Origin of the sequence: Chelatococcus sambhunathii, assembly GCF_001418005.1 — a bacterium.
Classification (GTDB): Bacteria; Pseudomonadota; Alphaproteobacteria; order Rhizobiales; family Beijerinckiaceae; genus Chelatococcus_A; species Chelatococcus_A sambhunathii.
In genome coordinates this window covers 466,248-485,988 of record NZ_LIOL01000001.1, presented here as the reverse complement: position 1 = coordinate 485,988, position 19,741 = coordinate 466,248, and the positions used below count along the sequence as shown (strand labels likewise).

The window sequence follows — 19,741 nt, the reverse complement described above, 5'->3', positions numbered from 1 at the left end:
TGCCTGCTCAGGCGGTGTGCCTGGCAAGGACGTGCTCGACGACGGCCTCGGCCGTGATGCCGAAATGCTTGTACAGCTCCTTGTACGGGGCGCTGGCGCCGAAGCCCGACATGCCGACGAAGATGCCGTCGGGGCCGATCACCGCATCCCACCCGAAGCGGACGGCGGCCTCGACGGCGACCTTGATCCGCGCATTGCCGATGACGTCGCGGCGCACATCCTCGGGCTGGGCGAGGAAGAGATCGAGCGACGGCACGGAGACGACGCGGGCGGCGATGCCGCGCTCGGCGAGCAGCGACTGGGCGGCGACGGCGATCTCGACTTCGGAGCCCGAGGCGAAGAGGCTGACGACGGCCTCGCCCTCGGCGGCGGCGAGTTCGTAAGCGCCGGTGGCGCACATGTTCCAGTCCGTGAAGGCCGTGCGCTGGGCCGGGAGGTTCTGGCGCGTCAGCGCGAGGACCGTCGGGCCGTCGCGCCGCTCGAGCGCCAGCTGCCAGCACTCCAGCGTCTCGACGGCATCGGCCGGGCGGAAGACGCGCATGTTGGGCATGGCGCGCAGGCTCGCGAGGTGCTCGACCGGCTGGTGCGTCGGCCCATCCTCGCCGAGGCCGATCGAATCGTGCGTCATGACGTAGATGGCCTGCGTGCCCATGAGGGCGGCGAGGCGCATCGCCGGGCGCGCATAATCGGCGAAAACGAGGAAGGTACCGCCGGCCGGGATGAAGCCGCCGTGCAGCGAAAGCCCGTTCATGGCCGCGGCCATGCCGTGTTCGCGGATGCCGTAGTGGATGTAGCGGCCGCCGTAATTGCCGGCACTGACCGCGGCGAGGTTCTTGGTGCGCGTGTTGTTGGAGGGGGTCAGGTCGGCGGAGCCAAGGACCAGTTCGGGCACCGCTTCCGTCAGAACCGCAAGAGCTGTCTCACTCGCCTTGCGGGTGGCGAGCGTCGGGGCCGTCTCCACGAGTTCCCGCTTCAGCCGTGCGACGGCCTCGTCGAGGCCGGCGAGCGGCGTGCCGGTGATGCGGCGGGAGAATTCCTCACGCAGTTCGGTGTCCATGGCGGCGAGGCGGGCCTGCCAGGCTTCGCGTGTCGCGCGGCCGCGCTCGCCGATGGCGAGCCAGGCGGAGCGGATGTCCTCGGGGATCTCGAAGGCGCCGTATTGCCAACCGAGGCGCTGCTTGGCCCCGCCGAGTTCCTCGGCGCCGAGCGGTTCGCCGTGTGCCTTGGAGGTGCCGGCCTTGTTCGGAGCGCCATAGCCGATGGTGGTGCGGCAGGCGATGAGCGTAGGGTATTCGCTGTTGCGGGCGGCAGAGATCGCATCGGCGATGGCCTGCGGGTCATGCCCGTCAACGCGGATCGTTGCCCAGCCGGCCGCCTCGAAGCGCTTCAGCTGGTCGACGGAATCGGCGAGCGACAGCGGCCCGTCGATCGAGATGCCGTTGTCGTCGAAGAGGACGATGAGGCGGTTGAGCCTGAGGTGGCCGGCGAGCGCGATGGCCTCCTGGCTGACGCCCTCCATGAGGTCGCCGTCGGAGGCGAGCACATAGGTATAGTGATCGACAAGGTCGTCGCCGAACTGGGCGTTGAGCATGCGCTCGCCGAGTGCCATGCCGACTGCTGTGGCAATCCCCTGGCCGAGGGGGCCGGTGGTCGTCTCGACACCGGAGGTGATGAAGTTCTCGGGATGGCCCGGCGTCTTGGAGCCGAGCTGGCGGAAGCGCTTGATCTCGTCGAGCGTCACATCCGTGTTGCCGGTGAGGTGCAGCAGCGAGTAGATGAGCATCGAACCGTGACCGGCCGACAGGACGAAGCGGTCGCGGTCGGGCCAGCGCGGATCGGCCGCGTCGAACTTCAGGAAGCGCGAGAAGAGGACGGTGGCGATGTCTGCCGCCCCCATGGGCAGGCCGGGATGGCCGGATTTGGCCTGTTCCACGGCGTCCATGCTGAGGGCGCGGATGGCATTGGCAAGGCGGGCGTGCTCGACAGGAGAAGTCACTGGATCGTTTCCGGTACGCTCGAAACCAGGGTCTGACTGCGCGTTCGACGCCGCTTCCGACGTGGGCCGGCACAGCCGCGGGGGGGCGCGGGCTTGATAGCAGGTCATCTTTGCGAGTCAATGGAACGACGGCCGGCATGCGATTCCCCGCGCCGCCGACAGTCATCGGGTGAGATCATGGCGCGATCGCAGGCAATGCTCAATGCAGCTCTCGAGCGGCTGGAGGCGGCCGTCTCGGGGCTCGAGCGCGCGGCAGCACGGCGGCTCGAGCTGGAACAGCGGCGCGGCGACCTCGAGACCGAGCTGTCGCTGATGCAGGACGACAGGGCGCGGCTCGCCGTTGAACTCGACGGGGCGCTCGCCCGGCTGGAGCGCCTGGAGGCGGCGGCGGATGACGTGTCGCGGCGGGTCGAGCGTGCCATGGGGGCGGTCAGAACGGTCATGGGGGCCGAAAGCCAGCCTTGAAGCCAAGAGGTAAGGGTAATGCCGCAGGTTTCCGTCACCATCGCCGGGCGTCTCTACCGCATGGCCTGCGGGGAGGGCGAGGAGGCGCATATCGAGGGGCTTGCCGCCACGCTCGACGGGCGCATCGAGGAAATGCGCACGGCCTTCGGCGAGATCGGCGACATGCGCCTGCATGTCATGGCCGCGCTCACCATCGCTGACGAGCTGAGCGAGGCGAAGCGGGCCCTGGCGCGGCTGGAGAATGAGGTCGCCACGCTGAAGGACGCCGTGGGCGCGGGCGACGAGCGGATAGGTGCGATCGAGGAGCGGCTTGCGGAGGCCGTCTCGACGCTCGCCGAGCGCGTCGAGCGCGTGACGAAGTCGCTGACGCCCCCGGCGCAGCCGAGCCAGCCGGGTTGAACGAGGCGGCTTTCGGCAGAGCACGCGGGCCTCTAGCAATCTTTCCGACGCCGGCCTATGTTTGCCGCGCGGTGCTGCGGGGTGCGTCAGGAGAACATATCCCCGGGGCCTTATCGATCCTAACGGGAGCTGTTCCTTGCCTTGTCCGTGGACTCGGCGACACGGCGCCCACCTACGTTGTAGGTTTCCCGGGATCGATCCTCCAACGGCCATCGTGGCTCCGCACTGTCTTCATCCGCCGGCGAGGCCAGTCGACGCGTGCACGCCCTTTCCGGTTCCCCCTCCAAGGAAGAGCTGCGCCGGGCCGCCCTTGCCCGGCGGGATGAGGCGGCGCTCGACGTCGACACGATGCTGGAGGCGGCCGAGGCCCTGCGCGACAACGCGCTGACCCTGCCGGAACTCACCTGCCCCTTGACGGGCCCTGTGGCAGGCTACTGGCCGCTGCGCAGCGAGATCGATCCTCGCCCCATCCTGGAGATCCTGGCCGACCGGGGGGGCACGCTTGCCCTGCCGGTATGCTCGCCGCAAGGGCTGCTCTTCCGGGCATGGCAACCATGGCAGCCGCTGGTACCCGCCGGTTTCGGCACCCTGGGCCCGCCGGAGACGGCTGCGGAGGTGACGCCGCGCGTCCTCCTCGTGCCGCTCGCGGCCTTCGACAGGGCTGGTCATCGCATCGGCTACGGCAAGGGCCACTACGACGGGGCGATAGCCCGGCTCTCGGCAGCCGGGGCGTTGACGACGATCGGTCTGGCGCTCGCCTGCCAGGAGGTCGCGAGCGTGCCGGCAGAAAATCACGACCAGCGGCTTGACGTCGTCGTCACGCAAAGCGAAGTCATTCGCCCGCAGGCGGCCTGAGTGCCGCATGGAATCCGCATCCCGCGCGCAATCGGGGAGTTCACATGCGCCTTCTCTTCCTCGGAGATATCGTCGGCCGTCCGGGGCGCACGGCCGTCGTGGAGCGGCTGCCGCGCCTGCGCGAGCGCTGGAGCCTCGACCTCGTCGTCATCAACGGTGAGAACGCGGCCGGCGGTTTCGGCATCACCGAGGCGATCTGCGATGAGGTGCTCGCGGCCGGTGCCGACGTCATCACCCTCGGCAACCATTCCTTCGATCAGCGCGAGGCGCTCGTCTTCATCGAGCGCCAGCCGCGTCTCCTGCGCCCCGCCAACTATCCGCGCGGCACGCCCGGCCGCGGCGCCACCGTCGTCGAGGCCCGCAATGGCGCGCGCGTCCTCGTGATGAACGTGATGGGTCGGCTTTTCATGGATCCGCTCGACGATCCCTTCACCGTCGTGGCGCAGGAACTGGAAGCCTGCCCCCTGGGTGCGGCGTGCGACGCGGTCGTCATCGACATGCATGCCGAAGCGACGAGCGAGAAGCAGGGGCTCGCGGCCTTCGTCGACGGGCGCGCCAGCCTTGTCGTCGGCACGCATACCCACGTGCCGACCGCCGACGGGCGCGTCCTGCCCGGGGGCACGGGCTATCTCTCGGACGCCGGCATGTGCGGCGACTACGATTCCATCCTTGGCATGCAGAAGGACGAGCCGATCCGCCGCTTCCTCGAGAAGACGCCGGGCAGCCGGCTGGAGGCCGCGAGTGGCGAGGGCACGCTTGCCGGTATCGCCGTCGAGACTGACGATGCGACCGGCCTTGCCCACCGCGTGGCACATGTGCGCATCGGGCCACATCTTGCGCCGAGCGGGCCGGATTTCTGGGAATAGCCACGGCTGCGCCGCTTCCTTTATTTTCGGCGACAGGCGGCTTATAAGGCGCCCACTCATTCCAGACGGGGACGACCTCAGGGCGGCCGGGAGCGGCCCGTGGTGCCCCGCATCCGCCGGAGGACCGATGGCCGGACATTCGCAGTTCAAGAATATCATGCACCGCAAGGGCAAGCAGGACGCCATGCGGTCGAAGCTCTTTTCCAAGCTGGCGCGCGAGATCACCGTCGCCGCCAAGCTCGGCCTGCCCGATCCAGCCATGAACCCGCGCCTGCGCGCGGCCATCTTGGCGGCGCGCGCGGAGAACATGCCGAAGGACAACATCGAGCGCGCCATCAAGAAGGCGAGCGGTGGCGACAGCGAGAACTACGAGGAAATCCGCTACGAGGGCTACGGGCCGGGCGGCGTCGCCGTCATCGTCGAGGCGATGACCGACAACCGCAACCGCACCGCCTCGGACGTGCGCTCCTACTTCACCAAGAGTGGCGGCAACCTCGCCGAGACGGGCGCCGTCTCCTTTATGTTCGATCGCGTCGGCTATGTCGCCTTCGCCGCCTCGGTGGCTTCCGCCGACGACATGCTGGAAGCGGCCATCGACGCCGGCGCCGACGACGTGGTCTCGGGCGAGGAGAGCCACGAGGTCTATTGCGAGCAGGGTGCGCTCAACGAGGTCTCCAAGGCGCTCGAGGAGAAGTTCGGCGAGCCGACGGCCTCCAAGCTCGTGTGGAAGCCGCAGAACACCATCGCCGTCGACGACGAGACGGGCGAGAAGCTGATGCGCCTCATCGGCACGCTCGAGGAACACGACGACGTGCAGAACGTCTTCGCCAATTTCGAGATCTCCGACAGCCTCCTGGCGAAGCTGAGCGCCTGATCGGGCGCGGCCGTGCGCCCGGCGCACGGCTGCTGCCCGCCGCGCGACGATGTGCGCCGCCCGACCAGCGGCTATGGATGCGCCACTTGTTACAGCGGCGTTCCGGAGGCGTGGATGGCGGTGCATACCGAGGGCGCGGTCGATGCTAACGCGGCGGCGCGCACCCCCGTGCGTGACGGGCGGCTCCTCGGCATCCTCGCCGCGCTCACCGCGATCTCCATCTGGGCCGGCTGGCAGATCGCCACGCGCCACAGCGCCTCGACCAGCCTGACGCCGTTCGATCTCGCCTTCCTGCGCTACGGCGTGGCGTCTCTACTGCTGGCGCCGGTTTTGCTGCGCAACGGCCTCCTGCCCCGCAAGGCCAATCCCTGGACGATCGCCGCCATGGTGGCTGGCGCCGGCCTGCCGTTCGGGCTCGTTGCGATGGCCGGCGCGCGCCTGGCCCCGGTCGCCCACATGGGCGCCATCATGCCGACCACCGTGCCGATGTTCGTCATGCTCCTCGGCGCGCTGTGGTTCGGCGAGCGGGCGACCCGCGTCCATCTCGTCGGCTTTGCCCTCATCCTCGCCGGTGTCGCAGCCATCATCGGACCGAGCCTCGGCGACGCCGCCGGCAGCTGGCGTGGCGACCTGCTTTTCGTCTGCGGTGGCGCGCTGTGGGCGGTCTACACCTTCGGCATCCGGCAGAGTGGGCTGACCGGCTGGCAGGCGGCCGCCGTGCTCAACGCCTGGTCCTTCCTGCTGCTCCTGCCGATCTGGTATCTGTCCGGCGACAGCGGCTTCCTCACCGCTCCCTGGCAGGAACTCGCAATGCAGGTGCTGTGGCAGGGCGTCCTGTCCGGCGTCGTCGGCATCGCGGCCTATTCGCTCGCCGTGCGCCGCCTCGGCGTCACGGTGGCCGCGGCCTTCTCGGCACTCGTGCCGGCCATGTCCTCCTTCGGCGGCATGCTGCTCCTCGGCGAGCGTCTCACCCCGCTCGCCATCGGCGCCCTCGTGCTCGTCACCGCTGGCTTCCTCTTCGCGAGCGGCGCCGTCGGGGCACTGGCGGGCGTCGGCAGGCGACGCGGGTAAAGAGGCTGGCCGTTCGCCCTTTGTTCGGCTAAAGCCGAAGGCATGGGCGTTGACGCGATTCGCATCCTCGGTATCGACCCCGGCCTGCGCAAGATGGGCTGGGGCGTCGTCGACATTGCCGGCACGCGCCTGTCCTTCGTCGCCTGCGGCTGCGTGACCTCCAACGGCGAATTGCCGCTCGCCGAGCGGCTGCGCGAATTGCACGACGGGCTCACGGCCATCGTGCGCGATCACGGGCCGGACGAGGTGGCGGTGGAAGAGACCTTCGTCAACAAGGATGCGCAGGCGACGCTGAAGCTCGGCCATGCGCGCGCCGTGGCGCTGCTGGTGCCGGCGCTCGCCGGCCTCGACGTCGCCGAATATGCGGCCAATCTCGTCAAGAAGACCGTCACGGGCGTCGGCCATGCCGAGAAGCGCCAGATCGCGGCAATGATCAAGGTGCTGCTGCCGAAGGCAGTGGCGACGACGGCGGATGCGGCCGATGCGCTCGCGGTCGCCATCACCCACGCCCAGCACCGGCAGGCACGGGCGCTGCGCAAGGCTCTTGCCCTATGATGACGGCACGATTCGACAGGCGGGTGCGGGCATGATCGGCAAGCTCAAGGGTGTCGTCGACAGTTACGGCGAGGACCACGTCATCCTCGACGTGCACGGCGTCGGCTATCTGGTGCACTGTTCCTCGCGCACGCTGCAGAACCTGCCGCCGGCCGGCGAGGCGGCGACCCTCGCCATCGAGACCATCGTGCGCGAGGACATGATCCGCCTCTACGGCTTCCGCAGCGACGCGGAGCGGGAATGGTTCCGCCTCTTGCAGACGGTTCAGGGTGTAGGGTCGCGCGTTGCGCTCGGCATCCTCTCGGTGCTCGACCCTGGCGCTCTCGCCTCGGCCGTCGGCATGGGCGACAAGGCCGCGATCGCACGCGCGCCTGGCGTCGGGCCGAAGCTCGCCGCCCGCCTCGTTGCCGAGTTGAAGGACAAGGCGCCGGTGTTCGGGGCGGTCGATCCGGCGGTCATCCGCCTTTCCGGGGCAGTGACGGACGGCGATGCGCCGGCGCCCGTGGCCGATGCCGTCTCGGCTCTGGTCAATCTGGGCTACGGGCAGCCGCAGGCGGCGGCGGCCGTTGCCGCGGCCCTCAAAGCGGCGGGAGAGGAGGCGCAGACCGCCACCCTCATCCGCCTCGGCCTGAAGGAGCTGGCGCGATGACGGGCGGCTTGGGCGCGACGGGTCTCAGCGGCTTTTCCTCTCCGGTGGCCGGCGCATGGCGGCCGGCAGGTCCTCACGAGAGGGAAGCGATCCCGCCTTCTTGCCGGGCGCGTAGAGCAGGTCGGGCGGCGGTGGGGGCGCGGGTTGCCATTCAGGTGAAAAGTCGGTGAAGGGCTGTGCGAGCGGCTTGCACGCGCCGCTGCGGAACGGAGCGCATTGTTCGGACGTCGTGGGGGGGCGGCCTTCGGCAGCCACCGGGATCGCAGCGGTGATCAGGAATGCCGCAAGCGGGACATATCGACTCGAGATGCGATGAGAGGGCATGACCATCCCCTTAGGGAACAGTTGCGTGACGAGGGGCGGCAGCGGACGATCCGACCCGTTTGGCCGGCGTCACGGCCGGGGTATAGGCTCGTCTGGGAGCGGGGCCGACGCAGGGAACGACGAATGACTTGCAGGAGCAGCATCGGGGCGGCTCGGAGGGCGAGGGACCGGCGCGGCATCGACCGTGCGGTCGCGGCCGCTCCGATGCGCTGGGGAGGCATACAATGACGTCTCAGCGCCTGGTCTCCGCCGAACGGCGGGGCGACGACCCCGATCAGTCGCTGAGACCACTCGCGCTCGGCGAGTTCATCGGCCAGGCGCAGGCGCGGGCCAATCTCTCGGTCTTCATCGAGGCGGCGAAGACGCGGGGCGATGCGCTCGACCACGTGCTCTTCGTCGGCCCGCCCGGCCTCGGCAAGACGACGCTCGCGCAGATCGTGGCCCGCGAGCTCGGCGTCAACTTCCGCTCCACGTCCGGGCCGGTCATCGCCAAGGCGGGGGACCTTGCCGCCCAGCTCACCAATCTCGACGAGCGCGACGTGCTCTTCATCGACGAGATCCACCGCCTCAACCCGGCGGTGGAGGAGATCCTCTATCCGGCGATGGAGGACTACCAGCTCGACCTCATCATCGGTGAGGGGCCGGCGGCGCGCTCGGTCAAGATCGACCTGCCGAAGTTCACGCTCGTCGGCGCGACCACGCGCCAGGGCCTGCTCACCACCCCGCTGCGCGACCGTTTTGGCATCCCCATCCGTCTGCAGTTCTATACGGTGGAGGAACTCGAGCTCATCGTGAAGCGGGGCGCGCGGGTCATCGGCATCGGCATGAGCGACGACGGTGCCAACGAGATCGCCCGCCGGGCCCGCGGCACGCCGCGCATCGCCGGGCGCCTCCTGCGCCGGGTGCGCGATTTCGCGGTGGTCGACGGGGCCGACACGGTCACCCGCGCCATCGCCGACAAGGCGCTGCAACTGCTCGAGGTCGACGGCGCCGGGCTCGACCTGATGGACCGGCGCTATCTCTCGACCATCGCGCTCTCCTTCGGCGGCGGGCCGGTGGGCATCGAGACGATCGCCGCAGCCTTGTCGGAGCCGCGCGACGCCATCGAGGAGATCATCGAGCCCTTCCTCATCCAGAAGGGCTTCGTGCAGCGCACGCCGCGCGGGCGCATCCTGACCCCGCACGCCTTCCGCCACCTCGGCCTCGAGGAGCCGCAGCGCGAGACAGTGCAGTTCGGCCTGTTCGGCGGCGACGACGAGGCCTGAGGCTCAGGGCTTGTAGGCGACGAGAACGACGCCGGCCGTGATGAGGACGATGCCAAGCCAGTTGATCGAGGCCAGCCGCTCGTTGAGGAAGAGGGCGGCGAAGACGGCGACGAGGACGACGCTGAGCTTGTCGATGGGTGCGACGCGCGAGGCGTCGCCCAGCTTCAGGGCACGGAAGTAGCACAGCCAGGAGGCTGCCGTCGCAAGGCCGGAGAGGACGAGGAAGAGATAGCTCCTGCCAGGCACCGACACGGGCGACTGCCACTGCCCGGTCGCTGCGACGATGGCCGCCGCGGCGGCGAGGATGACGAGCGTGCGCACCAGCGTCGCGTAATCGGAATTGATCTCTTCCACGCCCACCTTGGCGAGGACCGCCGTCAGGGCCGCGAAGGTGGCGGACAGAAAAGCCCAGAGTTGCCAGCTGTTGATGAGGGACTTCATCGAGGGACCGGTCATGTGGCGGCCGACGGCCGGATCGCTGCGACGATAGCACAGGCTTCCGCCGGTGGCAGGGGATGGAAATCGACGACCGGTATGTGTAGGTCAGTGCGGCGGGAGAAGCGGCCGATGGAAAGGACGAGATGGACGGGCAAAGGGACGATGTGATGACGATTGACACAGCGGGCCGGCACTGGCCGCATCTTGCCGGCGTGCTCGAGGGGCGCACCCATATCCTGCCGGTGCGTGTCTATTACGAGGACACCGATTTCTCCGGCATCGTCTATCACGCGAACTACCTGCGCTTCCTGGAGCGCGGGCGCACGGACTTCCTGCGCCTCGCCGGCGTTGCCCAGTCGGATCTGCATGCCGATGGCGAAGGCCTCATCTTCGCGGTGCGACGCATGACGATTGACTATATCCTGCCGGCGCGCATGGACGACGTCCTGACGGTCGAGACGCGCACCGACGAGGTGCGTGGCGCCTCGCTCGTCATCGCCCAGCGCATCCTCCGTGGTGACGAAGTCATCGTTACGGCCGACGTGCGCGTGGCGGCCATCGCCGGCGGCCGGCCGGCGCGCATTCCGGGCCATCTGCGCAGGATTCTCGGCGGCGAGGCATAGGCGCCGAGCCATTGCATCGACAGCGCCCTTAAAGGCATGTAAGACCTTTTCACATGAGCTGGAAACGCGGCGGATCGGATGGCTCCCGGGGCTATCATCACGGGAATTTGAAGGAAACGCTCGTCCGTGCCGCTCTCGAGCTCATCGCCGAGAAGGGACCGGCCGGCTTCACCTTTGCCGAGGCGGCGCGCTGGGCCGGCGTGAGTCCCGCTGCGCCCTATCGCCATTTCCGGGATCGGGAAGAACTGCTCGCCGATGTGGCGCTGCGCGGCTTCAGCCAGTTCGAGGGCGAACTCGCGGCCGCTTGGGCGAGCGGGGCGCCCGATCCGGGCACGGCCTTCGAGCGTCTCGGCAAGGCCTATCTCGCCTTTGCCCGCAACGAGCCGGCCTATTATTCCGCCATGTTCGAGGCCGGCGTCTCGCTCGATACCAGCCCGGAGCTGAGGCTCGCCGCCGAGCGGGCCTTCCTGGTGCTGCGCAATGCGGCGGACGCGCTCGTCGCCACCGTGCCTGCCGGCAAGCGGCCGCCGGCCCTGATGATGGCCCTGCATATCTGGGCAATGTCGCACGGTATCGCGTCCCTGTTCGCTCGCGGTGACGCCGGACGGCGCGCGCTGCCCATGACGCCCGAGGAACTACTGGAGGCGGGGATGCTCGTTTACCTTCAGGGGCTCGGCATCGGCGCCCCGGTGGAGACCGATCGATAGCAGGCGAGGGGAAAGTGGCTGCCGGTCCCGGATGCTCATGAGGTTCTTGCGTCGGCACCCGGGCTGCTCCGCCTGCGCCCGGCCAATGGTTGCGCGTGGCACTGGCGGTTCGCCATTCGTCCGACCAAAACCTCAGGTCGCGAAGCGGAAGTGCAGAACATCGCCGTCGGCGACCTGATAGTCCTTGCCTTCAAGGCGCAGCTTGCCGGCATCGCGCGCCCCGGCCTCGCCCTTCAGCGCCACATAGTCGGCATAGGCGATGGTTTCGGCGCGGATGAAGCCCTTCTCGAAGTCGGTATGGATGACGCCGGCGGCCTGCGGTGCCCGCGTGCCGCGGGTGATGGTCCAGGCGCGCGCCTCCTTGGGCCCTACCGTGAAATAGGTGATGAGGCCGAGCAATTCGTAGCCGGCGCGGATCACGCGGTTGAGGCCGGGCTCCTCGAGGTCGATGGCGGCGAGATAGTCCGCCTGCTCCTCGGCCGGTAGCACGGCGATCTCGCTCTCGATCTTGGCCGAGACGACGACGGCCTTGGCCCCTTCCTCCGCGGCGCGCGCGAAGACGCGGGCGGAGAATGCGTTGCCATTGCGGGCCGAGCCCTCATCGACATTGCATACATAGAGGACGGGCTTCGACGTCAGCAGGCCGAGCATGCCGAAGGCGCGCTCCTCCTCCGGTTTGCGCTCGACGAGCCGGGCCGGCTTGCCGGCGCGCAGCAGGGTGAGGGCGCGCGAGATGAGGTCGAGGGATTCCTTCGCCTCCTTGTCGCCGCCGCGGGCCTTCTTCTCGAGGGCGGTGACGCGCTTTTCGAGGCTGTCGAGATCGGCGAGCATAAGCTCGGTCTCGATGGTTTCGATGTCGGCGATGGGGTCGATCTTGCCCTCGACGTGTGTGACGTCGCCGTCCTCGAAGCAGCGTACCACATGGGCGATGGCGTCAACCTCCCGGATGTTGGCGAGGAACTGGTTGCCGAGGCCCTCGCCCTTCGAGGCGCCGCGCACCAGGCCGGCGATGTCGACGAAGGTGAGCCGCGTCGGGATGATCTGCGCCGAGCCTGCGATCCCGGCGAGTGTCGTGAGGCGCGGGTCCGGGACCGCGACCTCGCCAACATTCGGCTCGATGGTGCAGAAGGGATAGTTGGCCGCCTGGGCCGCCGCCGTCTGCGTGAGCGCGTTGAAGAGCGTCGACTTGCCTACGTTCGGCAGGCCGACGATGCCGCACTTGAAACCCATCACCTATCCTCCGGCGCGTTCGCCCGGGCGCTTCACGTCGCCCCAACCCCGCGCATCCATGGCCAGATGCACCTTGTTCTGGAAACTGGCGTCCTCGCCCCTGGCAAGGAGCGCCGCAAACTCTGCCACCGCGCCCGTGAGATCCTCGACCCAGGGCTCCTCCGCCTTGGCGAAATCGCTGAGCACATAGGTGTGCACGAGCGCCTTGTCGCCGGGGTGACCGATGCCCAGGCGCACCCGGCGATAGTCGTTGCCGACGTGGGCGGAAATCGACCGCAGGCCGTTGTGCCCGGCGATGCCGCCGCCCGTCTTGATGCGCAGCCTGGCCGGTGCAAGGTCGAGCTCGTCGTGGAAGACGACGATATCCGCGAGGGCGACCTTGAAGAAGCGCTGCGCCTCGCCAACCGCACGGCCCGATTCGTTCATGTAGGTCTGGGGCTTCATGAGCAGGAGGCGTTCGCCGCCGACGACGGCCTCCGCCACCTCGCTCTGGAAGCGACGGCGCCACGGGCCGGCATTGTGCCGGCGGGCGATCTCGTCGACGGCCATGAAGCCGATGTTGTGCCGATTGTGCGCATAGCGCGCGCCCGGATTGCCGAGCCCGACGAACAGCAGCATGGCGAAGCCCCGTGAACGGAAGGAAGCACATGGTGCTCCCGAAACCCGGCGCGGCCGGCCAGTGCGGCCAGCATGCACCGGGCTCGATCCTCGGGCGGTGCCCAGGGAGAGGCAGACAGGGCGGACGAAGAGGCCCGCCCCGCTCTTGGGGAAAATTACTTCTCTTCGGTCTCGCCGGCAGCAGCTTCCTCGGCCGTCTCGGCGACGAGCTTGGACGGCGCGACCACGGTCGCGATGGTGAAGTCGCGGTCCTGGATCACGGGGGTGACGCCGGCCGGCAGCTTGACGGCCGAGATATGAATGGAATCGCCGATCTCCCGGCCCGTGAGGTCGATGTCGATCGCATCGGGGATGGCATCGACCGGCACGATGAGCTCGACCGTGTGGCGTACGACGTTGAGCGTGCCGCCACGCTTGAGGCCGGGCGAAGCTTCCTGGTTCAGGAAGTGCACAGGCACCTCGACGTTGACGGTGGCATCGCGCGTCACGCGCAGGAAGTCGACGTGGAGGGGCGTGTCCTTCACCGGATCGAGCTGAAAGTCGCGCGGAATGGCGCGGGTCTTGCTGCCGTCGACGTCGATCTCGAAAACAGTGGTGAGGAAACCGCCGGAGAAGATCAGGCGCTTCGTCTCGTTGAAGTCGAGCGCGATCGGCTGCGGCGCTTCGCCGAGACCGTAGATGACTGCGGGAACACGGCCCTGACGGCGAACGGCACGGGCGGCCCCCTTGCCGACCCGCTCGCGAGCCGAGGCCTTGAGCTGCTTGACAGCGGACATGGCTTCGATCCTTTGTGGTCACGGAACAGAAACGGCCGTGCTCGCGCACGGCCATTCACGTTCAACAGAACATGTGTGGCGCACCCGTGCCTCCAGGGGTGTCTGGCGGGCGCGCGTTGCCTTTAGCAGCAAGTCCTCGATTTTGCAACGCTGCGTGGCCGGGCGTCAGCCCTGCGCCTGCGCCCGCTCCTCGGCCAGATGGCGCGACAGGTCGGCTGCCGCGGCGGCGGAGGCGTCGCTCCGGCCGTCGCCGCCCTGCACGACGACCGCATTGGAGGCGAAGCGGATGCCGGCGTCGGTGAAGCCCTTGAACAGGCGCTTGACGGCCTCGCGCTGGATGAGGGCCTGCCGGCCCGGCTTGACGGTGAACTTGAAGCGGCAGACGAGGGCGTTCTCCTGCACGTCGGCGACGCCCTGCATCTTCACGGGGCCGATGAAATCCTTGCCATATTCCTCGTGGGTCAGGAGGTCCTGGCCGATCTTCTTGGCGATCTTTCGCGCCTGTTCCACGTCGGCATCGCGGGCGAGGCGCAGGTTGAACTTCACCGTCGCCCAGTCGCGGCTGAAGTTGGTCACGGCGCCGAGCTGGCCGTAGGGAATGGTGTGGAACTGCCCGTTCTGGTGGCGGATGCGCAGCGAGCGCACCGAGATGCGCTCGACCATGCCCTTGTGGCTGCCGGCCTGGATGTATTCGCCGACGCGGAAGGCGTCGTCTGCAAGATAGAAGATGCCGGAGACGATATCGCGCACCAGCGCCTGCGAGCCGAAGCTGAAGGCGAGGCCGAAGATGCCGGCGCCGGCGAGGATCGGGCCGATGTTGACGCCGAGATGCGACAGGGCGACGAGGATGGCGGTGGCGACGATGAGCGCGCCGACGAAGCCTTCGAGCAGCGGCAGGACCGAGGCGAGCCGCCCCGCCGGCCGCGGCAGGCCGGCGGCGTCGTGATCGTCCGCCGATCCGTGCGTCCGCGGGGCGAACTTGAGGCGTGCCCAGCCGCGCAGCAGCTCGAACAAGATGTAGCCGACGACGAGAATGCCGACCGCCGTCAGGAGCGCCTCGCGCCAGGCGTACCAGAGTTCCTGGCTGACGAGCGCGAGGATCTCGACCACCCAGAGCCGGACGAAGAAGGTCGCGAGGGCAGTTATGGCAACAGCGATCACGATGCGGCGCGCCGTGATCAGGATCTGCAGGAGATATGGCGACCCGGGGTCAGGCACGGCTGCATCCGCGGCCTCCGCATCCGCCACGAGGGCGAGCTCGGCCGAGGGCTCCTCGGCTTCGGTCGTCTCCGGAGCCTCCTGCGGGCGGCAGCAGGCGATGGCATAGGCGAGGAAGCGGTCGAGCGTCGCCACGACAAGGGCGAGCAGCGCCGAGAAGGCAGCGGCGTGATAGAGGTCGAAGTCGAGCGCGACGATGCCGTAGATCCACGCCACCCAGACGAGGACGACGATTGCACCGGCGGCAATGACGACGGCACGCGGCGCCTCGGCGGCGTGCGCGAAGAAACGAGCGAGCGTCATGCCTGCGGCTGTGGCGGCGAGCGTGCCGACGATCACGCCAAGGGCCTGTGCCGGCGGGCGCGCGATGCCGGCGCGGACGAAGACCGGCATGAGCGTGTAGAAGACAAGAAGGATGGCGAGCGTCGCGCCGGCGCCGACGAGTACGGCGCGCACCCGGTCCTCTCCGACCGCCACGAGGCGCAACTGCGGCTCCTGAGGGCGCAGGAGGGTGAGCGGCAGCAGCATGGCCAGCCGCCAGCGCACGGCCGCCCCGACGATCGCAACGGCAAGCCCATGCACCGGCGTGTCGCCGCGCAGGAACAGCCGCGCCAGCAATGCCGTGATAGCAACCATGACGATGAGGCCGGCCGCATCGACGACGAGCCGACGCACGGCCTTCTTGAGCCGTGCTCGCCCGTCGTCATCCGCATGAATCTCTGCACCCCCGGCAAGGCGGCGCACCAGCGTGGGAACGAAGAGCACCGCGACGCCGATGACGACGGCGTGGGCGAGGAGCGTGCCGGCCTCGGGGACGTCGGCCGTCATGACATCCCACACGTCGGCAAAGGCGGAGGGGATCTGTGGCGTCGCAACGAGCACGTCCCATAGGGCGCGCCCCGCCTGGCCGATGTGCATGGCCAGCGCGTCGATGAAGCCTTCATGGCCGCCGGTCAGGGGGCCTGCGTGCGCATCGGCGGCGTTGCCGGCGATCAACCCCGATCCGAGCCCTGCCGCTGCACGCATTCCCGTCCCCGACGCATCAGTTGCTTCAGGATGATGTCTGTAGCGCGCAGAAGACAAGGAATTCTTACTGCGGAAAGCGCCGTGCGGCCTCGACGGGGCGGGTCCGAAGCTGGCATTGATGAGTGGATTGCATCCGCCGGTCCACCCATGAGGAACCCGCATGGCCCTGCATTTCTCGCCAGCCGAATTCGCCCGCCGCAAGGAAAGCCTGCTTGCCGCGATGGAACGGGAGAAGCTCGACGGGCTCCTCCTGTTCCAGCAGGAATCGATGTACTGGCTGACCGGCTACGACACCTTCGGCTTCTGCTTCTTCCAGAGCCTTCTCGTTACGGCCGGCGGCGACATCGTGCTTCTCACCCGCTCCGCCGATCTGCGGCAGGCGGAGCTGACGTCGAATATCGAGGACATCCGCATCTGGAGGGACGGCCGGGACGCCGACCCGGCGGGCGAGCTCGGCGCCATCGCGGCCGAGAAGGGCCTCGCCGGCAAACGCATCGGCGTCGAATACGAATCCTACGGCCTCGTCGCCGCCAACGGCCGCAGGCTCGACGCCGCCTTCGATGGCCTTGCGCAGCTCACGGATGCCTCGCTCGTCGTCACGCGCCTGAGGGCGGTGAAGTCGCAGGAGGAACTCGCCTATGTGCGTCGGGCGGCGGTGCTCGCGGATGAGGCCGACCGGGCGGCCATCGCCCTGACGCGGGCCGGGGCCGACGAGGGCGAGATCCTCGCCGCCCAGCACGCGGCGATCTTCCGCGGCGGTGGCGACTATCCCGCCAACGAGTTCATCATCGGCTCCGGACGCGAGGCCCTGCTGTGCCGCTACAAGAGCGGCCGGCGCGTGCTCGATCCGCGCGACCAGCTGACGCTCGAATTCGCCGGCGTCTACCGGCACTACCACGTCGCGGCCATGCGCACGCTCGTCATCGGCGACCCGCGGCCCGAGCATCTCACCTATCACCGAGCGGCGCAGGAGGCGTTGCTCGCCTGCGAGGCGGCTATGCGGCCGGGCAAGACGGCGGGGGACGTCTTCACAGCCCATGCCAAGGCACTGGACGCGGCGGGGCTCGCCGGCCACCGCCTCAACGCCTGCGGCTATTCGCTGGGCGCCAAGTTCACCCCGTCGTGGATGGACTGGCCGATGTTCTACGAGGATAACGACTGGCCGCTGGTGCCGGGCATGGTGATGTTCGCGCACATGATCCTGATGGATTCGCAAAGCGGGACCGCCATGTGCCTCGGCCGCACCTATCTCGTGACGGAGGGTGCGCCCGACGCGCTGAACCTGTCCTCACTCGATCTCGTGCTGTGTTGAGCAAGGCCTGGAACCCTCTTGCCACTAGCGGGGAGGGGCATGCCGGCCATCCAGATGCCGCGCTGCAGCACAAGTGCTATTGTTCACCCGCGCCATCGCTGATAAGAGCCGCGCAGACCAATATGTCCGGGTTGTGACAGCGCGACCCGTGGCAGACGGCCAGGCTCTAGTTCCACAGCTCCGCTCAACATACGGGAACGCGCTGGATGAAACCCTCGATCAAGCTCGTCGCGGGCAATTCGAACCGTCCGCTCGCCGAGGCCATCTCGAACTATCTCGAGGTGCCGCTCGCGACCTGCCAGGTCAAGCGCTTCGCCGACATGGAGGTGTTCGTCGAGATTCAGGAGAACGTACGCGGCGAGGATGTTTTCGTCATCCAGTCGACCTCGTTCCCGGCCAACGACCACCTGATGGAGCTGCTCATCATCATCGATGCGCTGCGCCGCTCCTCCGCCCGCCGCATCACGGCCGTGCTGCCCTATTTCGGCTATGCCCGGCAGGACCGCAAGCCCGGCCCGCGCACGCCGATCTCGGCCAAGCTCGTCGCCAACCTCATCACTCGCGCCGGCGCCGACCGTGTGCTGACGCTCGACCTGCACGCCGGGCAGATCCAGGGCTTCTTCGACATCCCGACCGACAACCTCTATGGCGCGCCGGTGATGGTGCGCGACATCCGCGAACACATGGACCTCGCCAATGTCATGGTGGTCTCGCCGGACGTCGGCGGCGTGGTGCGCGCCCGCGCGCTCGCCAAGCGGATCGACGCACCGCTTGCCATCGTCGACAAGCGCCGCGAGCGGCCGGGCGAGTCGGAGGTGATGAACATCATCGGCAATGTCGAGGGTCGTTCCTGCATTCTCGTCGACGATATCATCGATTCCGGCGGCACGCTGTGCAACGCCGCCGACGCGCTGCTCGCCAAGGGCGCGCGCGAGGTCTACGCCTATTGCACGCATGGCGTGCTCTCCGGCGGGGCCGTGGCGCGCATCTCGTCCTCGCGCCTCAAGCAACTCGTCATCACCGATTCCATCCAGCCGACCGAGGCCGTGAAGGTGGCGCCGAACATCCGCGTCATCACCATCGCCCCGCTTATCGGCGAGGCCATCGGCCGCACGGCGACGGAATCGAGCGTCTCCAGCCTGTTCGACTGATCGGTGCGATGCCCGAGATCGCCGACGACAAGGCCCTCGTCCTCTTTTCCGGCGGGCAGGATTCCACCGTCTGCCTCGGCTGGGCGCTTGAACGCTTCGCCCATGTGGAAACGATCGGCTTCGACTACGGCCAGCGCCATGCGGTGGAACTGACCTGCCGCGGGGTGATCCGCGAGCGCCTTGCCCGGCCGGGCGCGATGGGGGAGAAGCGGCTCGGCCGCGACCATGTCGTGCCGCTTGCCGCGCTCGGCGCCATCTCCGACACGGCGATGACGCGCGAGGTCGCGATCGCGACGGGCGAGAACGGCCTGCCGACGACCTTCGTCCCCGGCCGCAACCTCATCTTCCTCACTTTCGCCGCGGCGCTCGCCTATCGGCGCGGGACGCGCCACATCGTGCTCGGCGTGTGCGAGACGGATTACTCCGGCTATCCTGACTGCCGCGACGACACAATCAAGGCGATGCAGGTCTCCATCAATCTCGGCACCGACAGCCGCTTCGTGCTGCACACGCCGCTGATGTGGCGCGACAAGGCGGAGACCTTCGCGCTCGCCGAGCGGCTGGGCGGCGCGGATTTCCTCGCCCTCGTCGTCGAGGAGACGCACACGTGCTACCTTGGCGAGCGCTCGCGCCGCCACGACTGGGGCTATGGCTGCGGCACCTGCCCGGCCTGCGAGTTGCGCGCCGCCGGCTGGGCGAAATGGCGCACCGGGCGCAACGCGGAAGACAGCGACGGACCATGAACCCGACGACCGACAAGATCCGGCAGAAACAGTTCGAGGGCATCCTCGCCCTCCTCGTCTTCGGCCTCACCATCCCCGCCGCCAACTGGCTCATCGGCAATGCCGGCACGGTCTGCGTGCCGGAGGGGCCGTGCCTCATCCCGGTTGCACCCGGCATCATGGCGCCGAGTGGCGTGCTGATGATCGGCCTTGCGCTCGTCGCGCGCGACATCGTGCAGCGGCGCCTGGGCGCCAAGGCCGCGCTCGGAGCGATCGTCGTCGGCACGGCGCTCTCGGCCCTGCTTGCGCCGCAGGCCATAGTCATAGCGTCTGCCGCGGCCTTCCTCCTGTCGGAACTGGCCGATTTCGCCGTCTATACGCCGCTGCAGCGCAAGCGCTTCGTGACGGCGGTCGTGCTGTCGAGCGTCGTCGGCCTCGTGGTCGACAGCGCCGTCTTCCTGCAGCTCGCCTTCGGCAGCCTTGACTTCTTCGCCGGCCAGGTCATCGGCAAGGCATGGATGGTGCTTCTCGCCGTGCCCTTCATCCACTGGCTGCGCCAGCGCGACGCCCGCATCGGCCTCGCGCCGGCGTGATGCTGCAT

Annotated in this window: 21 protein-coding genes and 1 other RNA gene; 16 read left to right on the top strand and 6 right to left on the bottom strand. The window is 68.6% G+C overall.

Annotation, left to right across the window (positions count from 1 at the left end):
* Positions 1–7: 7 nt before the first annotated feature.
* Positions 8–1,942, bottom strand: coding sequence for a transketolase (gene tkt, locus ASC46_RS02285; protein ID WP_245280454.1), 1,935 nt, complete (start codon positions 1,940–1,942; stop codon positions 8–10).
* 249 nt (positions 1,943–2,191) lie between these two features.
* Here tkt and ASC46_RS02280 point away from each other — a divergent pair, with 249 nt between their 5' ends.
* The 10 genes from ASC46_RS02280 to ruvB all read left to right on the top strand — a co-directional run bounded on the left by ASC46_RS02280 (position 2,192) and on the right by ruvB (position 9,319).
* Positions 2,192–2,461 (top strand): DUF4164 domain-containing protein, encoded by a 270-nt coding sequence (locus ASC46_RS02280; protein ID WP_055457659.1) that lies wholly within the window; start codon positions 2,192–2,194, stop codon positions 2,459–2,461.
* Between the two features lie 18 nt (positions 2,462–2,479).
* Complete coding sequence (locus tag ASC46_RS02275; RefSeq protein ID WP_055457658.1) at positions 2,480–2,860, top strand: cell division protein ZapA; 381 nt, start codon at positions 2,480–2,482, stop codon at positions 2,858–2,860.
* A 68-nt stretch (positions 2,861–2,928) separates the two neighbouring features.
* Positions 2,929–3,085: non-coding RNA, 6S RNA (gene ssrS / locus ASC46_RS20715), on the top strand.
* Positions 3,086–3,118: 33 nt separating this feature from the next.
* Positions 3,119–3,715, top strand: a complete 597-nt coding sequence (locus tag ASC46_RS02270; protein ID WP_055457657.1) for a 5-formyltetrahydrofolate cyclo-ligase — start codon at positions 3,119–3,121, stop codon at positions 3,713–3,715.
* A gap of 44 nt (positions 3,716–3,759) precedes the next feature.
* Complete coding sequence (locus ASC46_RS02265; protein WP_055457656.1) at positions 3,760–4,581, top strand: TIGR00282 family metallophosphoesterase; 822 nt, start codon at positions 3,760–3,762, stop codon at positions 4,579–4,581.
* A gap of 127 nt (positions 4,582–4,708) precedes the next feature.
* Positions 4,709–5,455, top strand: a complete 747-nt coding sequence (locus ASC46_RS02260; protein ID WP_055457655.1) for a YebC/PmpR family DNA-binding transcriptional regulator — start codon at positions 4,709–4,711, stop codon at positions 5,453–5,455.
* Between the two features lie 114 nt (positions 5,456–5,569).
* Positions 5,570–6,526: a DMT family transporter gene (locus ASC46_RS02255; RefSeq protein ID WP_055457654.1), complete on the top strand. Its 957-nt coding sequence runs from the start codon at positions 5,570–5,572 to the stop codon at positions 6,524–6,526.
* Positions 6,527–6,568: 42 nt separating this feature from the next.
* The gene (ruvC, locus tag ASC46_RS02250) at positions 6,569–7,081 is read left to right on the top strand and encodes a crossover junction endodeoxyribonuclease RuvC (RefSeq protein WP_019404024.1); all 513 of its coding nucleotides are present in this window, start codon (positions 6,569–6,571) and stop codon (positions 7,079–7,081) included.
* Positions 7,082–7,112: 31 nt separating this feature from the next.
* Positions 7,113–7,730: a Holliday junction branch migration protein RuvA gene (ruvA, locus tag ASC46_RS02245; RefSeq protein ID WP_055457653.1), complete on the top strand. Its 618-nt coding sequence runs from the start codon at positions 7,113–7,115 to the stop codon at positions 7,728–7,730.
* 548 nt (positions 7,731–8,278) lie between these two features.
* The gene (ruvB, locus tag ASC46_RS02240; RefSeq protein WP_055457652.1) at positions 8,279–9,319 is read left to right on the top strand and encodes a Holliday junction branch migration DNA helicase RuvB; all 1,041 of its coding nucleotides are present in this window, start codon (positions 8,279–8,281) and stop codon (positions 9,317–9,319) included.
* Between the two features lie 3 nt (positions 9,320–9,322).
* Here the strand turns inward: ruvB and ASC46_RS02235 are convergent, their stop codons facing one another.
* Positions 9,323–9,760: an EamA family transporter gene (locus ASC46_RS02235; RefSeq protein WP_055457914.1), complete on the bottom strand. Its 438-nt coding sequence runs from the start codon at positions 9,758–9,760 to the stop codon at positions 9,323–9,325.
* Positions 9,761–9,924: 164 nt separating this feature from the next.
* Between ASC46_RS02235 and ybgC the strand changes: the two genes are divergently transcribed.
* Together ybgC and ASC46_RS02225 are read left to right on the top strand one after the other, a co-directional pair.
* Positions 9,925–10,380, top strand: a complete 456-nt coding sequence (gene ybgC / locus ASC46_RS02230) for a tol-pal system-associated acyl-CoA thioesterase (RefSeq protein ID WP_055457913.1) — start codon at positions 9,925–9,927, stop codon at positions 10,378–10,380.
* Positions 10,381–10,433: 53 nt separating this feature from the next.
* Positions 10,434–11,087, top strand: coding sequence for a TetR/AcrR family transcriptional regulator (locus tag ASC46_RS02225; RefSeq protein ID WP_055457651.1), 654 nt, complete (start codon positions 10,434–10,436; stop codon positions 11,085–11,087).
* A gap of 132 nt (positions 11,088–11,219) precedes the next feature.
* On the opposite strand, the gene ychF is transcribed toward ASC46_RS02225, so the two are convergent.
* From ychF to ASC46_RS02205, 4 genes are all read right to left on the bottom strand, one after another.
* Positions 11,220–12,317, bottom strand: coding sequence for a redox-regulated ATPase YchF (gene ychF / locus ASC46_RS02220; protein ID WP_055457650.1), 1,098 nt, complete (start codon positions 12,315–12,317; stop codon positions 11,220–11,222).
* Positions 12,318–12,320: 3 nt separating this feature from the next.
* On the bottom strand, positions 12,321–12,935 hold the full coding sequence (pth, locus tag ASC46_RS02215) for an aminoacyl-tRNA hydrolase (protein ID WP_055457649.1): 615 nt from the start codon (positions 12,933–12,935) through the stop codon (positions 12,321–12,323).
* A 155-nt stretch (positions 12,936–13,090) separates the two neighbouring features.
* Positions 13,091–13,711 (bottom strand): 50S ribosomal protein L25/general stress protein Ctc, encoded by a 621-nt coding sequence (locus ASC46_RS02210; protein WP_055457648.1) that lies wholly within the window; start codon positions 13,709–13,711, stop codon positions 13,091–13,093.
* A 165-nt stretch (positions 13,712–13,876) separates the two neighbouring features.
* Entirely contained in the window at positions 13,877–15,955 is a 2,079-nt protein-coding gene (locus tag ASC46_RS02205) for a mechanosensitive ion channel family protein (RefSeq protein WP_157672309.1), read from the bottom strand.
* 160 nt (positions 15,956–16,115) lie between these two features.
* Here ASC46_RS02205 and ASC46_RS02200 point away from each other — a divergent pair, with 160 nt between their 5' ends.
* From ASC46_RS02200 to ASC46_RS02185, 4 genes are all read left to right on the top strand, one after another.
* Entirely contained in the window at positions 16,116–17,267 is a 1,152-nt protein-coding gene (locus ASC46_RS02200) for a M24 family metallopeptidase (RefSeq protein WP_055457646.1), read from the top strand.
* A 206-nt stretch (positions 17,268–17,473) separates the two neighbouring features.
* Positions 17,474–18,418, top strand: a complete 945-nt coding sequence (locus tag ASC46_RS02195; RefSeq protein ID WP_055457645.1) for a ribose-phosphate pyrophosphokinase — start codon at positions 17,474–17,476, stop codon at positions 18,416–18,418.
* Between the two features lie 8 nt (positions 18,419–18,426).
* Complete coding sequence (gene queC, locus ASC46_RS02190) at positions 18,427–19,161, top strand: 7-cyano-7-deazaguanine synthase QueC (protein ID WP_055457644.1); 735 nt, start codon at positions 18,427–18,429, stop codon at positions 19,159–19,161.
* A complete protein-coding gene (locus ASC46_RS02185) occupies positions 19,158–19,733 on the top strand; it encodes a VUT family protein (RefSeq protein WP_055457643.1) in 576 nt (191 codons plus the stop codon). Before queC ends, ASC46_RS02185 begins: the two co-directional genes overlap by 4 nt.
* Positions 19,734–19,741 lie beyond the last annotated feature (8 nt).

Coding starts and splice junctions, on each gene's coding strand:
- ychF (WP_055457650.1), bottom strand. CDS start 12,317: ATGGGTTTCAAGTGCGGCATCGTCGGCCTGCCGAACGTAGGCAAGTCG.
- ybgC (WP_055457913.1), top strand. CDS start 9,925: ATGACGATTGACACAGCGGGCCGGCACTGGCCGCATCTTGCCGGCGTG.
- ASC46_RS02185 (WP_055457643.1), top strand. CDS start 19,158: ATGAACCCGACGACCGACAAGATCCGGCAGAAACAGTTCGAGGGCATC.
- ASC46_RS02195 (WP_055457645.1), top strand. CDS start 17,474: ATGAAACCCTCGATCAAGCTCGTCGCGGGCAATTCGAACCGTCCGCTC.
- ASC46_RS02260 (WP_055457655.1), top strand. CDS start 4,709: ATGGCCGGACATTCGCAGTTCAAGAATATCATGCACCGCAAGGGCAAG.
- ASC46_RS02265 (WP_055457656.1), top strand. CDS start 3,760: ATGCGCCTTCTCTTCCTCGGAGATATCGTCGGCCGTCCGGGGCGCACG.
- pth (WP_055457649.1), bottom strand. CDS start 12,935: ATGCTGCTGTTCGTCGGGCTCGGCAATCCGGGCGCGCGCTATGCGCAC.
- ruvC (WP_019404024.1), top strand. CDS start 6,569: ATGGGCGTTGACGCGATTCGCATCCTCGGTATCGACCCCGGCCTGCGC.
- ASC46_RS02280 (WP_055457659.1), top strand. CDS start 2,192: ATGCTCAATGCAGCTCTCGAGCGGCTGGAGGCGGCCGTCTCGGGGCTC.
- ruvA (WP_055457653.1), top strand. CDS start 7,113: ATGATCGGCAAGCTCAAGGGTGTCGTCGACAGTTACGGCGAGGACCAC.
- ASC46_RS02210 (WP_055457648.1), bottom strand. CDS start 13,711: ATGTCCGCTGTCAAGCAGCTCAAGGCCTCGGCTCGCGAGCGGGTCGGC.
- ASC46_RS02200 (WP_055457646.1), top strand. CDS start 16,116: ATGGCCCTGCATTTCTCGCCAGCCGAATTCGCCCGCCGCAAGGAAAGC.
- queC (WP_055457644.1), top strand. CDS start 18,427: ATGCCCGAGATCGCCGACGACAAGGCCCTCGTCCTCTTTTCCGGCGGG.
- ruvB (WP_055457652.1), top strand. CDS start 8,279: ATGACGTCTCAGCGCCTGGTCTCCGCCGAACGGCGGGGCGACGACCCC.
- ASC46_RS02275 (WP_055457658.1), top strand. CDS start 2,480: ATGCCGCAGGTTTCCGTCACCATCGCCGGGCGTCTCTACCGCATGGCC.
- ASC46_RS02205 (WP_157672309.1), bottom strand. CDS start 15,955: ATGCGTGCAGCGGCAGGGCTCGGATCGGGGTTGATCGCCGGCAACGCC.
- ASC46_RS02235 (WP_055457914.1), bottom strand. CDS start 9,760: ATGAAGTCCCTCATCAACAGCTGGCAACTCTGGGCTTTTCTGTCCGCC.
- ASC46_RS02225 (WP_055457651.1), top strand. CDS start 10,434: ATGAGCTGGAAACGCGGCGGATCGGATGGCTCCCGGGGCTATCATCAC.
- ASC46_RS02255 (WP_055457654.1), top strand. CDS start 5,570: ATGGCGGTGCATACCGAGGGCGCGGTCGATGCTAACGCGGCGGCGCGC.
- tkt (WP_245280454.1), bottom strand. CDS start 1,942: ATGGACGCCGTGGAACAGGCCAAATCCGGCCATCCCGGCCTGCCCATG.